The sequence below is a fragment of the Calothrix sp. FACHB-168 genome (genome assembly GCF_963889195.1).
GTDB classification, from domain to species: Bacteria; Cyanobacteriota; Cyanobacteriia; order Cyanobacteriales; family Nostocaceae; genus Aulosira; species Aulosira anomala_A.
Genome location: NZ_CAWPNJ010000058.1, coordinates 1 through 15,202, shown reverse-complemented (window position 1 = coordinate 15,202; position 15,202 = coordinate 1). Strand labels below are relative to the sequence as shown.

At 41.4% G+C, this 15,202-nt stretch carries 15 protein-coding genes; 10 read left to right on the top strand and 5 right to left on the bottom strand.

What is annotated here, in order from left to right; translation table 11 throughout:
• Positions 1–152 precede the first annotated feature (152 nt).
• The gene (locus tag AACW45_RS29660) at positions 153–830 is read right to left on the bottom strand and encodes a rhomboid family intramembrane serine protease (protein ID WP_190636636.1); all 678 of its coding nucleotides are present in this window, start codon (positions 828–830) and stop codon (positions 153–155) included.
• Between the two features lie 2 nt (positions 831–832).
• Between AACW45_RS29660 and AACW45_RS29655 the strand changes: the two genes are divergently transcribed.
• Positions 833–1,027, top strand: coding sequence for a hypothetical protein (locus AACW45_RS29655; protein ID WP_339381932.1), 195 nt, complete (start codon positions 833–835; stop codon positions 1,025–1,027).
• Here the strand turns inward: AACW45_RS29655 and AACW45_RS29650 are convergent.
• The gene (locus AACW45_RS29650) at positions 1,004–1,726 is read right to left on the bottom strand and encodes a rhomboid family intramembrane serine protease (protein WP_190636634.1); all 723 of its coding nucleotides are present in this window, start codon (positions 1,724–1,726) and stop codon (positions 1,004–1,006) included. The genes AACW45_RS29655 and AACW45_RS29650 overlap by 24 nt on opposite strands.
• A gap of 476 nt (positions 1,727–2,202) precedes the next feature.
• On the opposite strand from AACW45_RS29650, the gene AACW45_RS29645 reads away from it, so the two are divergent.
• From AACW45_RS29645 to AACW45_RS29630, 4 genes are all read left to right on the top strand, one after another.
• The gene (locus tag AACW45_RS29645; RefSeq protein WP_190636684.1) at positions 2,203–2,796 is read left to right on the top strand and encodes an acyl carrier protein phosphodiesterase; all 594 of its coding nucleotides are present in this window, start codon (positions 2,203–2,205) and stop codon (positions 2,794–2,796) included.
• A 101-nt stretch (positions 2,797–2,897) separates the two neighbouring features.
• Positions 2,898–3,518, top strand: a complete 621-nt coding sequence (locus tag AACW45_RS29640; protein ID WP_190636632.1) for a tetratricopeptide repeat protein — start codon at positions 2,898–2,900, stop codon at positions 3,516–3,518.
• A gap of 30 nt (positions 3,519–3,548) precedes the next feature.
• Positions 3,549–4,001, top strand: coding sequence for a hypothetical protein (locus AACW45_RS29635; RefSeq protein WP_190636631.1), 453 nt, complete (start codon positions 3,549–3,551; stop codon positions 3,999–4,001).
• 22 nt (positions 4,002–4,023) lie between these two features.
• On the top strand, positions 4,024–4,530 hold the full coding sequence (locus tag AACW45_RS29630) for a hypothetical protein (RefSeq protein ID WP_190636629.1): 507 nt from the start codon (positions 4,024–4,026) through the stop codon (positions 4,528–4,530).
• A gap of 46 nt (positions 4,531–4,576) precedes the next feature.
• Here the strand turns inward: AACW45_RS29630 and AACW45_RS29625 are convergent, their stop codons facing one another.
• Positions 4,577–4,972, bottom strand: a complete 396-nt coding sequence (locus AACW45_RS29625; RefSeq protein ID WP_190636627.1) for a hypothetical protein — start codon at positions 4,970–4,972, stop codon at positions 4,577–4,579.
• A 271-nt stretch (positions 4,973–5,243) separates the two neighbouring features.
• Between AACW45_RS29625 and AACW45_RS29620 the strand changes: the two genes are divergently transcribed.
• Positions 5,244–9,071 carry a tetratricopeptide repeat protein gene (locus AACW45_RS29620; RefSeq protein WP_190636625.1) on the top strand — a complete coding sequence of 1,276 codons (3,828 nt, stop codon included), beginning with the start codon at positions 5,244–5,246 and terminating at the stop codon, positions 9,069–9,071.
• 570 nt (positions 9,072–9,641) lie between these two features.
• Here the strand turns inward: AACW45_RS29620 and AACW45_RS29615 are convergent.
• Positions 9,642–10,229, bottom strand: a complete 588-nt coding sequence (locus AACW45_RS29615; protein WP_190636682.1) for a Uma2 family endonuclease — start codon at positions 10,227–10,229, stop codon at positions 9,642–9,644.
• Positions 10,230–10,308: 79 nt separating this feature from the next.
• Positions 10,309–12,306 (bottom strand): excinuclease ABC subunit UvrB, encoded by a 1,998-nt coding sequence (uvrB, locus tag AACW45_RS29610; protein ID WP_190636623.1) that lies wholly within the window; start codon positions 12,304–12,306, stop codon positions 10,309–10,311.
• Positions 12,307–12,562: 256 nt separating this feature from the next.
• On the opposite strand from uvrB, the gene AACW45_RS29605 reads away from it, so the two are divergent.
• The 4 genes from AACW45_RS29605 (at position 12,563) to AACW45_RS29590 (ending at position 14,919) form a co-directional block, all read left to right on the top strand.
• Positions 12,563–13,033 (top strand): hypothetical protein, encoded by a 471-nt coding sequence (locus tag AACW45_RS29605; RefSeq protein WP_096646750.1) that lies wholly within the window; start codon positions 12,563–12,565, stop codon positions 13,031–13,033.
• 526 nt (positions 13,034–13,559) lie between these two features.
• A complete protein-coding gene (locus tag AACW45_RS29600) occupies positions 13,560–13,742 on the top strand; it encodes a CsbD family protein (protein WP_190636621.1) in 183 nt (60 codons plus the stop codon).
• A 133-nt stretch (positions 13,743–13,875) separates the two neighbouring features.
• Positions 13,876–14,316 (top strand): hypothetical protein, encoded by a 441-nt coding sequence (locus AACW45_RS29595; RefSeq protein ID WP_190548255.1) that lies wholly within the window; start codon positions 13,876–13,878, stop codon positions 14,314–14,316.
• Positions 14,317–14,397: 81 nt separating this feature from the next.
• Positions 14,398–14,919 (top strand): hypothetical protein, encoded by a 522-nt coding sequence (locus tag AACW45_RS29590; protein ID WP_190548253.1) that lies wholly within the window; start codon positions 14,398–14,400, stop codon positions 14,917–14,919.
• Positions 14,920–15,202: the final 283 nt, after the last annotated feature.

Here is a 15,202-nt window from a genome sequence, read left to right as displayed (position 1 = left end):
AAATCTAGCCCACGCAGGTGGGCTTTGTAACGTTAGCCCCAGGCTTACAGCCTGTGGGCGGTCTGTTGGGTAAGCCAGAGATACTTAAGTTGACACCAATGGGCATTGCCATGCCCTCTAGAATATATTGGCGCGAGAATTATATAAAAAAACTAATATTCGTCGCGCCTAAATAAGCCAAATAAAGGAGCGAGAATCATTCCAAAAGCAAAACCACCAATATGTGCCCAGTAAGCAACTCCGCCTGTTTCTACACTCATATTAGCTGCTGTTTGTAGACTGGCAACACCAGAAATGAGATTCTGAACCACAAACAGCCCTATTAATATCATTGCAGGCACTCTAATAGTAGTAATAAAGAATCCTAAAAACACTAAAGTCATAACTCTAGCGTGAGGAAACCCGATAATATATGCACCCAAAACACCAGCAATTGCCCCACTCGCACCCAAAGAAGGAATACCCGAATTCATGCCAATAAACCACTGACATAAAGCAGCTAAAGCACCGCAAGCTAAATAAAAAACTAGGTATTTAAAATGACCTAAGCGGTCTTCGATATTATTACCAAAAACCCAGAGAAAAACCATATTCGAGATTAAATGCCACCAACCACCATGTAAGAATTGTGATGTAAATAACGTTGTCCATTCTCCGGCAAAGTTGGCGCTTAATTGTCGCGGTACTACTGCATATAGTTGAAAAAATTGCTCTAACTCGGCATTGGATAGACTCACTTCATGAAGGAAAACTAAGATATTCATCCCAATCAACCCATAAGTTAAGTATGGGGTGATGCGCGTCGGATTTTCGTCGTAGAGAGGAAACACAGGTGTTTTTCCTAATTATTTATTACTTGCAATATAGCTTGAAGGGTGGGCATTGGGCATTGGGCATGGGGCAACACTTCGACAGAGCTTCAGTCAACAGTCAACAGTCAACAGTCAACAGTCAACAGTCAACAGTCAACAGTCAACAGTCAACAGTCATCGCTTCGCTCTTTTTATCCCCAATTCCTCACTCCTGATTTAGGTTTATCGCTAAATAACCCCAAAATGGGGCCGAGAATTGCGCCAAAGAGGAAACCGCCAGCATGTGCCCAGTAGGCGATACCGCCGCTTTCCATACCGATGTTGGTAGGTGTTTCTAGACTGGCGAAACCGTAGAAAGCTTGTTGTATAAACCAAAAACCGAGAAAGAAATATGCAGGGACTCGGAAAGTCGGGAAGAAAAACCCTAGAGGGATGACACCGAGAATTTCGGCTTGGGGAAAGCGCAGAATATATGCTCCCATCACACCTGCGATCGCACCACTCGCACCTAAAGAAGGAATGTTAGAATTTTGAGCAAAGTACCATTGGCTTAATGATGCCAAAACACCGCAAGATAAATAGAACAGTAAGTATTTAAAATGACCTAGCTTATCTTCCACATTGTTCCCAAAAATCCACAGGAACAACATATTTCCAGCTAGGTGTAATAAACCCCCGTGTAAAAATTGTGAAGTAATTAAAGTAGCCCACTCCGGTACAGGTTGATGTACAGATACACCAGCAAAACTCAGGGTAAGTTCTCGCGGAACCACAGCAGCTAAATGTAAAAACCCATCTAAAGCGCGAGGGGGAAGATTAACTTCATAAATAAAAGCCAGTACATTCACCGCAATTAACCCAAAGGTTACATAAGGTGTGATTTGCGTAGGATTATTATCTCTAATTGGCACCACAGGCGTTTATTCCTTATTTTCAGCAACTAGCATCACAATACTGACTTTTGCTATTATTCGCTTCTACCTCATGGCTAAATATGAGGATGAAATATCTGAATATTTGCCTTTATCTGATTTTCAAGCTAAATAGTGATGGTATAGGATTCATATTTGATTTGTGAAGAAATACGTAGGGTGTGTTGTCGCGCAGCGCAACGCACCAACTCCCATAATACGGTGCGTTACACTTCGTGATAACGCACCCTACATATACTTAGATTTTTTCAGAAATCAAATCGGATTCCTATATAAATCAATACGTTTGGTGTTAGCGCCAAAAACAAACATTAAAGCTGCTTTGTTGGGTTTCGCTGACGCTCTACCCAACCTACTAGCTATTCGCTTCTACATCATGGCTAGATATGAGGGTTAAATGTGCGAATATGGTTAAACTTGTCTGTACAACAGTTAACAAAAGTAGATGCATCGCCAAAATGAACTGGTTAGCCCACTTGTTATTATCTGAACCAAATGTTGAAAGTCGCTTAGGTAATCTCCTAGCCGATATTGTCAAAGGTGCGGCGCGCCAGGAATTAAACTCTTATATCCAACGGGGAATTGCTTGTCATCTAGTAATTGATAGATTTACAGATAATCATCTAGTTGTACAAAGAAGTAAACAACGTATTGACTCTAGCTATCGGCGATTTTCTGGTGTACTGGTAGATATTTTTTATGACCATTTCTTAGCAAGAAATTGGTCAGAATATTGCAATGTATCTTTAGATGATTTTACAGCAGAAATATATAGTTCATTTAGAGATTATCCCGGTCAAATACCAATGATGGTGAGAGAAGTAATTTCTCGCGTAGCGGCTGAAGATTGGTTAGGTTCTTATCGTCATGTATCTGGTGTAGAGATAACTCTTTTGCGCATATCAAGACGATTATCAAGGCGATGTAACAGACACCTTAGTTTAACTCCAGCTATCAATGAACTCATCACCCACTATGATGCTTTAGAGTCTGACTTTCAAGAATTCTTTCCCCAATTATTATCTCATGTACAAAATTGGTGTATTACTTAGTTTATCTTACTAAATATCCTTCTCTTCCTTGGCGTACTTGGCGTCTTCGCGGTTTTTTTAATTAAATCTCTAAATTCACAGATAATCTGCTCATCAAAATCATGTTTTTTAACAATTCATTAGAAAATCAACTCCAGCGTTGGCATGAAACTATTCGCAATCAGCCACAAAATCCTCATGCTTATATTCGTCGGGGAATGGTTTACTTTCAATTAGCCAAAGTTGATGAATCTATTCAAGATTTTGATACAGCAGAAAAATTAGATGAGCGTCTTAAACCTTATCTATGGCAACGGGGACTATCTTATTATTATGCAGAAAAATTTGCTGAAGGTGCGGCACAATTTGAAATTGATTTGACTGTTAACGCCCAAGATGTAGAAGAAACAGTATGGAGATATCTCTGTATAGCTAGACTTTCGGGGGTGGAATCAGCAAAGAATTCGCTATTACCTGTGAAAAATGACCCCAGGCGAATTATGCGCAGCGTGTACGATTTATATGCAGGGAATTGTACAACTGATGATGTTTTGAATGTTGGTAAATCTGAAGGAATCAAAGGTAATTTTTACAGTCACCTTTATTTAGGACTATATTACGAAGCTGAGAATAATCTGGAATTAGCACAGGAATATATAGTTAAAGCTGCTGATGATTACAAGATTGATGATTATATGTGGTATTTAGCCCAGGTACATAAAAAACTGCGCCAGTGGGCTTAATTTACTTAAATAAAGAGGTAAGTTAGAAATTTGACTGACTATAATCCCAATCTTCCAGAAAATTACCCTTTGATTGAAGTTATACAACAGGAAATCACAAGCTCTAATATAAAAGTAGGAAGTGGATGTACATGGACAGGAAGTGGAGCAGAACCCCAATGGAATAATTCTAAATCAACTAAAGCTTACGATCATATTGAGCGTCATCATGGGCCAAAACTGACACCAGAGCAGTTAAGGGGTAGAGTAGCTAGCAAAAATAAATATCAGGGACAGTGGCTCAATACTGATGACTGGGTAAATGCAGAGCAAGCAACACCAAAATATCCAGGTAGATATGTAATTGATTTTAAACGTCCTATTGGTAGAGTTTATCATCCTGATGGAACAATAACTGAAAATGTAACTCGTGCATTTGTTCAAAGGAATAAAGATGGTACTCTAAATTCTGCATATCCTGTTCTAGATAGCTTTGTACTTTAAAAATCATTGAGGAAAAATCCAAATGAATAGTACTCAGAAATTTTCTCTTGAATTAGCAGAACTTTGTCGTGAAAAGTGGTTTTCTCCTCCGGAAGATCCTTTAGAAGAACTTTCACATTCAGAAATACAGCTACGCCGTTTTTGTTTTGAAAATAATCAAAAAGTTATAATAGAAATTGGAGATAAAAAACAAGATTTGTTTTTAGATCCTGATATTATTTTGATTTTAAAAGAGTTGCCACAAGTAATCTTTAGATTGGATAGAAATGAAAATATTGAAATAAGTTTTCCAGAGAGTGAAATGACTCTCTATTTCCAGTCTGTAGATAATTCAAAACTTAAATGCATCTGGAGAAATTATGGTGAATCGATAGCAGCAGAGGAATTTGCTATAGATAAATCTCAAGTCATAAAAGTATTAAAAGTTTTTCTAGACAAAATTCTTATTAAAGCTGTTCAGTTAGATTATATTACCCTGACAGAAAAAAATGAATTTTTATTGCCTAGTTGCCAGCCAATAAATAATTAGCTGGCAATGATTGATGCTGCAGAAGCTTGATTTGACAAAACAACCTTTACGGCTGCTGTCTGAGTTTCTGTTGTAGCCTCAATGTATCCATTTGCTGTCTTTGCTGGATTATCAATTGATTTTGTCTCAATTGTCCAAAGGGTTGCTGTCTCAATCGTCCGGGTGGCTGTTGTTGTCTTACCTCATTTTGTAGTCTAAATTGTTCGAGACGTTGCTGTTGTCTGAGCATTTGTTCATCTTGTCGCTGTCTAAATTCTTCCCATTGCTGTTGAGAAGTAGGAGAAGATAATTGTTTACTGAACTGTTTACCTTGGGGTTTTACCTGCTGTAGATTTTGCGGTATCTTCTGAGCAACTTCTGCTTTTACAGGAGAATACATCGCTAAATCTAACATCACGATAGTAAATAATAACCCTGATTTAACTAATAATGAATGAGTCACGTTGCTATCTCCCTGGATCAAAATTAAAAATATTAATTAGGTAGCGATCGCATTATCCGCATCTTTCACAAGCTGTAGGGGCGGGTTTACAGATATGACTCCATCATCCACAACAATTTGGCTGAACCCGCCCCTACGAAATATAGATACTATTTTACAAAATATTCCCTTGCTCAAGCTCATACTTCCGGTACAATAACTTAACCTTGTTGAGGTTCGGAATCTACCGAGAATCCGGTGAAGTTTATTGTAGAGTCTACTGCTGCTAGCTATGCCCCTAAAGTTTACCTTCGCCCTGAGTCAACAGCAAACCTTTGAACTGCGCTGTGACTATGGTTCCCGTCGTTTGGATCGGGTGGAGTTAGCAGAACTAATTGATTTGTCTGAGCAAAATTACTATACTCGACAAACAGACCGCTTACCATATCTCACTCAGTTAGGACGGCGACTTTATCAATGGCTGGATGGGAAAGAAGGATGGCTGAGAAGGGCGCTGGATGAAGCGGATGAGCAGACGATTTATTTAGATTTAATTCAAACCAGTGAAGCCCAAGGGTTAAACGCAGATACAGAAAGAGTGGCGTTGGGATTGGCGCATTTACCTTGGGAATTGTTACATGATGGGAACGGGTTTTTACTGCAACGCCAGGATATTTCTGTGTTACCTGTGCGTGCTGTACAGCAGCGTCAAACCCAGGTAATTGGCGTGCAAAATCGCCCGTTGCGGTTGCTGTTTATGGCGACTGCGCCAGAACATCCGCAAATTCCGCCTTTGGGGTTTGAGCGGGAAGAAGCGAATATTTTACAAGCCACTAAGGATCAGCCTTTGGCGTTGATTGTTGAGGAAAGTGGCTCGGTGGCTGAGTTGGCGAATTTGGTGAAATCTTACCCCGAAGATTATTTTGATGTCTTTCACCTCACCGGACACGGAATAATTTATACCCAAAAAGACTACGGCTTTTTACTGCCAAAAGGCGCAAGGCTAGCAGATAATACACCATGCTTGATTACTGAGGATGAGGTGGGGAATGTGCAATTTACCACCGTCAACGATTTAGCTAAAGCCTTTCGCGGACGCTGGCCTCGTGTAACATTTCTTTCTGGCTGTCATACGGGACAGGTTCCGAACAAGGGGACTGTACCCTCAATGGCGCAGGCTTTGGTGAAGGCGGGGGCGGGTATAGTTTTAGGCTGGGCGCGTCCGGTGTTAGATAATACGGCTATTGTCGCGGCACAGGCACTTTATCAAGCTTTGGCGACGGGGGCGACGGTAGAAGAAGCTGTGAAGGCGGCGCAGCAGGAAATGATTGACAAGGAATGCACCGACTGGCATTTATTGCGGGTGTATCGGGATACGCGAGAGATTGCTGAACTAGTAACACCACTGAGAACACCAAAGCGCGAAAAGCTGAGGTTTACAGTCCCAGAGCAAGAATTTCTCGATGAGCATAATCTAGTGAAAGTTGCTAGTCGGTATGAATTTGTCGGACGCAGACGAGCTTTGCAACGGTGTCTGAAGGCTTTGCGGGAAACTAGCGATTACATTGGCGTATTTATTGCGGGGATGGGGGGACTGGGGAAAAGTACCTTGGCGGCGCGGTTATGTACGCGGGTTGAGTCGCAGCGTCCCAACTTTGCGCGGGTGGTGTTGATTGGTGTTTTAGATGAAAGGGGTTTGCTGAATAAGCTTTCTAGTAAGTTTGAACGGTTTGCTGATGTTCCTGCACTGTTGAATGAACCAAAGGTAACACTTAAAGGGCGGTTGCAAAACTTTTTTGCAGCGATTGAACAAGAACACAACCAACCTTTGCTGCTGGTGTTGGATGACTTTGAGCAAAATATCCCCACAGCTAATATTAAAGATGGTTCGCTGCGGATGACGGCAGATGCTTACAAGATATTAGAGGCGATTTGTGCGGCATTGGCAGAGAATGGGGGAGAAAGTCGGCTGATTGTTACCTGTCGCTATTTGCAGTCAGATACTTTACCACCTCATCGGCTGCACTTGGAATCTTTAGCGGGGATGAGCAGCAGTGATATTGATAAAATTTGCTTTGCTTTAGATAAGGAAGTCAAGCAGCAGTTAAGAACACAACGGATTCTCAAGATTGCTGATGGAAATCCCCGGTTGCTGAAGTGGTTATTAGAGGTGATAAACCAGCCAGGATTGGCGGGGGATGAATTGCTGAATCGCTTGGAGGCGACTCAGCAGAAATTCCGCGAGCATCTTTTGGCACGAACCCTGTTTGATGCTTTGGAAACAGAGGAGCAAAATTTTCTCGCACGATTAAGTGTGTTTAATTTGCCTGTGACAGAGGAGATTGTGAAGAACCTCACCCCAACCCCTCTCCTGCAAGGAGAGGGGCTAAGACACTTGAGCAAGCTTGTCAGCCTGAGTTTAGTTGAATCTGCCACCACTCACCCCAACCAGCCAGTTAATTACCGAGTGGCGAGAATTTTAGAACTGTTGTTAGAACCTATATTGACTGAAGAAGAATGGCAAGCAACGCGACAGGAAGCGGTGAAGAAAATCCATCAAGTTTGGTGGAATGAACACTGCACGGAAACAGAAGCACTAGAAATTGTGCGATTGGGACTACTGGCAAAAGAGCAGGAAATTGCTGTCAGCATTGGGGATAGGATTGCAACCCTGTGGGTGAATAATTCCCGGTTTTTGGAAGCTTTAGATTTATGTGAGCAATTGCTGGCAGTTTTTACGGACTACCGCATCTTGGGAAATATCGCCCGTGCTGAAGAGGTTTTGGGTTTGGTGCAAAAAGCTGTTACTCATTTTCAGCAAGCCTTAGACCTTTGCCCGAAAGAGGAATTAATCACGAAAGCTGCTAATTTCCACAACATGGCAGGGGTATTCGCCCAGCAAGGGGACATCCCAAAAGCGATCGCATTCTGGGAGCAATCTTTGGAAATATGTGAGCAGATTGGCAATGTCCAAGGTAAAGCCGCTACCCTCAACAACATGGCACAGGTAATCGCCCAACAAGGAGACATACCTAAAGCGATCGCACTTTGGAAGCAATCTTTGGAAATATGTGAGCAGATTGGTGATGTCAAAGGCAAAGTCACTAACCTCAACAATATGATTCATGTGATTGCCCAAGAAGGGGACGTGACTGAAGCGATCAGACTTTGGGAGAAATCTTTGGAAATATGTGAGCAGATTGGCAATGTCAAAGGCAAAGCTGTTACCCTCAACAACATGGCAGGGGTATTCGCTCAAAAAGGAGACATCCCAAAAGCGATCGCACTCTACAAGCAATCCTTGGAAATACAACAGCAGATTGGCGATGTCAAAGGTAAAGCTGCTACCCTCAGCAACATGGCAGGAGTAATCGCCCAACAAGGGGACATCACTAAAGCGATCACACTTTGGGAGCAATCTTTGGAAATAAAACAGCAGATTGGCGATGTGCAAGGCAAAGCTGCTACCCTTAACAACATGGCACTGCTATTCCGCCACCAAGGGGAAATCACTAAAGCGATCGCACTGTGGGAGCAATCTTTGGAAATACAACAGCAGATTGGTGATGTGCAAGGCCAAGCTATTACCCTCAACAATATGGCAGGGGTATTCCGTCAACAAGGGGACATCACTAAAGCGATCGCACTTTACCAGGAAGTTGCTGTCACACTTGCACAAATACGGGCTTATGGTGATTTGGTAACAGTTTTAGGTAATTTAGGCGTAGCAGATGAAAGCAACGGTTTGGCTTACCTAGCTCAAGCGGTATGGCTGATGCTGAGGATTCAAGCCCCCTTAGCCAAGATATTGAATTTAATTGTTGGTTTATATATTGCAATACCTCCAGGTGATGAACTAGAAACTTTGCTAGGGAGAACAGCAATGTTCTTTTGCGATTACCGAGGTAAAGATCATCCGCAGTTAGCGGAACTCCAGCAAGGTAGTTGGAAGATGATATCAGAGGCGGCGGGTAGACAAGGAATTGAGACACAGGAAGCGTTTGATGTTTGGTTTATCCAGCAGCGCCTGAATGATCCAGATTATTTCCTTCCCCGACTCAATCAACGCCTAGAGGAGATTGTCGGCGATGGGTGGGTGTTTGAGCGTAGTCAGGTTTAGCCTGTTATCGATGCAGTTTATCAGGATCAACGTTCATCATTCAGGTATCCAGATCCCCGACTTCTTGAAGAAGTCGGGGATCTAAAGTCGCACGAATACACTTTAACTCAAGCTTATTAGGGAAAGTGCGATCGCCTCAATGATTTTCTAGAAGATTTTCCCACTATGAGCCGCCCACAGGTGCAAAAATATTTACGGTGATTGCGATCGCTTCTCTTGGAATAACTAGTTTGTATCCAGAGTCAACCTTGGATAGTCGTTAATGAGTATCAAAGACTGGTTAATGAGGATAAAAGACTCATTCACGAGTATTAAAGACTGATTAATCAGTATCAAAGACTGGTTAACGAGTATCAAAGACTCATTCACGAGTATCAAAGACTGGTTAACGAGTATCAAAGACTCATTCACGAGTATCAAAGACTGGTTAATGAGGATAAAAGACTCATTCACGAGTATTAAAGACTGGTTAACGAGTATCAAAGACTGGTTAACGAGTATCAAAGACTGGTTAATGAGTATCAAAGACTGGTTAACGAGTATCAAAGACTCATTCACGAGTATGGAAATTTAAACAGAATCATCACTGGGTTCGGGTTCAAACTGCACTTGGCGGTACAAATCAGAAATAGCTATTTCTACATTCACTGATTCCAGCAGCAATTTCTCATCCAAATTATACTCAGACAGCACCCATTTACCTTGTTCGTTACGCCGAAACACTTCTACACCTGGTTGCGCTACTTGAACTAAAACATATTCTTGTAAGGTGGGAGATTGGCGATATTTGGCAAACTTTTTACCCCTATCGGCTGCTTCTGTTGAAGGTGATAGCACTTCGATAATTAAGCAGGGAAATTGTACCACTTGCAGATCGGTATCTCGTTCGTCGCAAGTCACCACCACATCCGGATAAAAATATTTTTGCCCCGGTTCAACCTGCACCTTTACATCTACAATGTATACTTCACAGGCGCGATCGCCTAAAGCATCATCTAAAAGCTTAAAGAAATTTGCTGAAACTCGGTTATGGTTGCGTGTACCACCACTCATCGCCACAACTTCCCCATCCCAATACTCGTAGCGTTGTTCTTGGGTGGGTTCCCAAACCAGATATTCTTCAGCAGTCATCAAAATGCTATCGGGTAAAGCAACCATCAGCGCGATCGGGGAATGATTTATTGTTATAGGATAGCGAAAAAAGAGCATTCTCTTTCATCGCTATCTTAACTAAATACTATCGTCCGAGCATTTTATCCCGCAGATGCTTGATGCGATCGCGCAAATTTGCAGCTTCTTCAAATTCTAGTTTTTTCGCTGCTTCTTTCATCTGCGCTTCGAGTTTGACAATTAAGTCGGGAATGTCTTCTAGGGGTAATTCATCGATATGTTCGTCTACAACTTTTAAGTCTGTTGCATTTAACCGTCGCGAAACTTCTAAAAAGGACAAAATCGCATTACTGGATTTTTTGACAATTGGTTGGGGCGTAATTCCATGCATTTTGTTATACGCCGTTTGAATTCCTCGTCTTCTATCGGTTTCTTCAATGGCTTTAATCATGCTATCTGTGAGATTATCAGCATACATGATTGCTTGCCCTTTGACATGGCGGGCGGCTCTCCCAATGGTTTGAATTAAAGAACGTTCGGCGCGTAAGAAGCCTTCTTTATCTGCATCCATAATTGCAACTAAAGACACTTCTGGTAAATCTAAACCTTCCCGCAGTAAGTTGACTCCGACTAATACGTCAAAGCTACCTGCACGTAAATCTTGCAAAATTTCAATTCGTTCAATCGAGTTAATTTCTGAGTGCAAATAACGCACGCGAATACCGTTATCTTCGAGATATTCGGTTAAATCTTCCGCCATGCGCTTAGTTAAGGTGGTGACTAAAACTCTTTCGTGGCGGTCTACTCTGTCTTTTATTTCTCCTAATAAATCATCAATTTGTCCATCTGTAGGACGAACAAATATTTCTGGATCGATTACACCTGTGGGGCGAATTACTTGCTCAACTATATGATTTTCGGAAATTTCTAATTCCCAATTTCCCGGTGTAGCCGAAACAAAAATACACTGATTAACTTTTTGCCAAAATTCATCAGCTTTCAAGGGACGATTATCAGCCGCGCTAGGAAGTCTAAAGCCATGTTCAATTAAAACTTTCTTCCTCGCTTGGTCACCATTATACATGCCGCGAATTTGCGGTACTGTTACGTGAGATTCATCAATAACTAATAGCCAATCTTTAGGGAAATAATCAATTAAACATTCTGGTGGTTCGCCGGCTTGTCTCCCAGCCAGGTGGCGCGAATAGTTTTCGACGCCGTTACAATAACCAACTTCCCGCAACATTTCTAAATCATATCTTGTACGCTGATCTATCCGTTGTGCTTCTAATAATTTCCCGGCTACTTCTAAGTCGGTTTTTTGTTGTTTTAATTCGGCTGCAATATCATCACAAGCAATTTCTAAGCGTTCTTCTGGGGTAACAAAGTGACGCGCCGGGTAGATATTTACAGCTTGCAAACTGTTAATAATTTCCCCAGTTACAGGATCAATATAACGAATAGCGTCAATTTCATCGCCAAAAAATTCAACGCGAATAATTCTATCTTCGTAAGCAGGGCCGATTTCTAAAACATCACCGCGAACGCGAAACTTTCCCCGACCCATTTCTAAGTCGTTGCGGCTATACTGCACAGATGCTAAGTCTCGTAAAATTTGGCGTTGGTTGACTTCCATGCCAATTTTTAAGGGAATCGCCGCTTTGAGGTATTCTGCGGGAATCCCCAAACCGTAGATACAGCTAATGGAAGCAACGACGATGACATCCCGACGTTCAAAAAGCGATCGCGTTGCTGAATGTCGCAGCATATCTATTTCATCATTAATCGAAGCTGTCTTCTCAATATAAGTATCCGTAACCGGAATATACGCTTCTGGCTGATAATAGTCGTAATAACTCACGAAATATTCAACGGCGTTATGGGGAAAAAACTCCCGCAACTCATTGCAAAGCTGTGCAGCCAAGGTTTTATTATGCGCTAGTACCAAAGTTGGTTTACCAACCTTCTCAATTACCGCAGCTACTGAAAATGTCTTACCGGTTCCCGTAGCACCAAGCAAAGTTTGGTAGCGGTTTCCAGCTTGGATACTACTTACTAGTTGTGCGATCGCGTGTGGTTGATCGCCTGTCGGACTAAAGGGAGCTTGCAGACTAAATTCTGTCATACAGTTGTGCCAGAAATACCCTCTCCCATAGTAACGATCTCACCGCCCACTCGTAGCAGCATATCCGTGCAGCTTATCATTAGCAATAGCAATCTTTATTTATAAAATTTTACTGATTGCATTTACTTATGTGTACATTTTGAAGATAATTATACATGTCTCAGGTTTTTTAAGGTTAAACTCTCATATATACAAAAAAATTCACGCCAGTTTAATTATTGTAAAAACCAGTTAACAAATCGGAGGGATTTAAGTTATGAGCATTAATAGCACTGGCAAAGCTGTCAGTCCAAGACAAAAGCGTGCCAAGCTCAAAGGAGAAAGTACAGTGGAAGTAGAAAATAATCAGGGTAATAGCTTGAATACAGATAAAGTAGAAGCAGGTAAAGAACAACCAGTGCAACAAGATGCTCAAGGAACACTTGCAATCTCTGGAATCCGTCCCATAGGTAGCAGCGATTTACAAGTTGCAGAAACCGTCTCTATTGCGGGTGTACGTCCGATTAGCGCTGGTGGATTACAAGTAGTTGAGACATATAACGTTATGGGAATTCGTCCCATAGGTGCCAATACAATCCAAGTGGTTGATAGTATTAATCTCTCTGGTATTCGTCCTATAGCCTCTAGCTCTCTGGTAATTTCTGAAAGCTATTCAGTGTTCGGTAACCGTCCAATGGCATCTAATGAGATTGATGATTCTGATGGTTTAATGGGTTTTCTCGATTAAAAACCAAAATATTTTCCTCAATTTATCAACCCGATTCTCAGCAGAATCGGGTCTATTTTTTTATATTTAATAATTACTAATTTATAGGACTTACGCACCGAACACAAAAACCCTCACAAGGGTGGTCAAAAGTCAACAGTCAATGGTCAAAATTCAGGTTTTTGGACTATGGACTATTGACCATTGACAAAAAGCATGAAAAATATCTGACACTGCGTAAGTTCTAATTTACTCAAATCACCGACTTCTGAAAAAAGTCCTGTATCTAGCAATTCATAATTTTTTCTATAATAATCCTCAATTATTCATAAATACCTATCTTCCTTGTCCTCCTTGTCCTCCTTATCCCTTTTGTTTGCATCTCAAATATATATTTTCTATCTCTATTAGCATAGATAACTAATATATCTTGTGACAGAAGGCTAATAGGAAAACTTTAAGCTACTTTGTAGGAGTAATAACAAAAGGTTTCGCAGTTGTTCTTGAACTTTGAAACCCCATGAATTATTAAAACTAGGAGTAGAATATGAGCATAGAAGATCGCGCAAAAGCCACAGGTAAAAATATTGAAGGTAAAGCTCAAGAAGCTTTAGGAAACGTCACAGGCGATCCAGAAGATAAAGCTGAAGGCAAAGCAAAACAAGCTGAAAGCGAAGTACGTCACGGTATTGAAGATGTGAAAGATAACATCAAGAAAAAAATTGACTAGCACTAAGTCAACATATTAGTAATTGTATGGTGGGCAATGCCCACCATACTTGCATAAATAAAACAATAAATTTAAATAGCATAAATACACCAGCTATTTAATGATTATTCCCTGTTTTTTTAGGAGGTGAAATATGATTCTGCTTCAGCAGAGTCGGAAAATCTTGATGGCTGGCATCTTGATTTTAGTCTTAACAATTACCACTGCCTGTGGTGGTAGTAATGTAGCACAAGTTGACCGCCCAACCAACGCCCCAGCCATTGGTCGCGATGTTACCTATTCACAATTAGAAAGAGGTAATACCTCTTCCGGACAAAATTTTGGTAACTGGGTTGTACAAACATCTAAAGGCTTAGTTAAAGACGCCTATGTACGCGATAACAATAAATTAGGTGTTGTTATTTCTCAACAGGTACGTCCGAATGAAGTGCGACCTTTAGCTAAATCTTTAGTAGAAGGATTTCGGAAGAATTTTCCCAATCAAGATTTAACAGTTTTGGTCTACGCTCCCGACAAAAAGCTGATTTTAACTGCTAAGTACGACACTCAAAGTAGCCAAATTCAGTACAGCTAATTGCTGATTGAGCGAGAAAATAGCCCAAATTCCCAGAATATCAGGTAATAGCAAAACTAACCTGAAAAGGAGAGAACCAAAGTGACAAGCAGCGAACAATATAAACGCGAAATTATGCGAGATTTAGCGCAGGGAAATGTCGAATCTTTAAATGATGTAAACACAGATTCCGGTAACGAATACGAAAACTTTGACGATTTTGCTCAACGCACCACAACAGATCAGCGTCGTCAATTATTCGGTCGTTCTTTACATCCTGACAGAATTCCCCCCAGCCAAATGGAGCCGGAATTACAAAAAGCGATCGCGCAAATCAAACCCAACGAACGGGATGATGTCGCACGCGCCTTTTTCAAAAACCTCAAGGAAAGAGGACTCGATGAGCGTCATCTAGAACAACAATTAGGCCTTTCTACTCACAACCCCAACCGCATGAGTGCTGATGATGTCAGCAAACTCGCATCCTTTGTCTATCACAACCACCCAGATATTTTCCGTGAAGTGTTAGCTGAACAACCAGGTATTATTAAGTTCCTCAGCAATCCAGTAGTTGCGGGTATTATTGGTATCGCCGCAGCTAAGTGGTTAGGTAGACACAAGTGAATTTTCTATTCTCAACATTAACGACATACTGACAACGAGGTGGGTAATACCCACCTTTTTTTGGCTTTACGTAAGTTTAGGGACTTCCAAATAAAAAAACATCCCAATCATTAACTTACCAAGCCTGCAACCTCGTAGGGGCGGGGTCACCCCCATTGGTGTCAACTTAACGTGAAACCCGCTTTGTAGCAAGCTTTTTGCCCTCACCCCCAGCCCCTCTCCCACCGGGAGAGGGGAGCAAGAGATTTAATTCCCCTTCTCCTGGGGGAGAAGGGGTTAGGGG

Excerpts from the sequence above, each read along its gene's own strand:
- AACW45_RS29645 (WP_190636684.1), top strand. The coding sequence starts at position 2,203 with ATGAACTGGTTAGCCCACTTGTTATTATCTGAACCAAATGTTGAAAGT.
- AACW45_RS29640 (WP_190636632.1), top strand. The coding sequence starts at position 2,898 with ATGTTTTTTAACAATTCATTAGAAAATCAACTCCAGCGTTGGCATGAA.
- AACW45_RS29630 (WP_190636629.1), top strand. The coding sequence starts at position 4,024 with ATGAATAGTACTCAGAAATTTTCTCTTGAATTAGCAGAACTTTGTCGT.
- AACW45_RS29620 (WP_190636625.1), top strand. The coding sequence starts at position 5,244 with ATGCCCCTAAAGTTTACCTTCGCCCTGAGTCAACAGCAAACCTTTGAA.
- AACW45_RS29615 (WP_190636682.1), bottom strand. The coding sequence starts at position 10,229 with ATGGTTGCTTTACCCGATAGCATTTTGATGACTGCTGAAGAATATCTG.
- uvrB (WP_190636623.1), bottom strand. The coding sequence starts at position 12,306 with ATGACAGAATTTAGTCTGCAAGCTCCCTTTAGTCCGACAGGCGATCAA.
- AACW45_RS29605 (WP_096646750.1), top strand. The coding sequence starts at position 12,563 with ATGAGCATTAATAGCACTGGCAAAGCTGTCAGTCCAAGACAAAAGCGT.
- AACW45_RS29600 (WP_190636621.1), top strand. The coding sequence starts at position 13,560 with ATGAGCATAGAAGATCGCGCAAAAGCCACAGGTAAAAATATTGAAGGT.
- AACW45_RS29595 (WP_190548255.1), top strand. The coding sequence starts at position 13,876 with ATGATTCTGCTTCAGCAGAGTCGGAAAATCTTGATGGCTGGCATCTTG.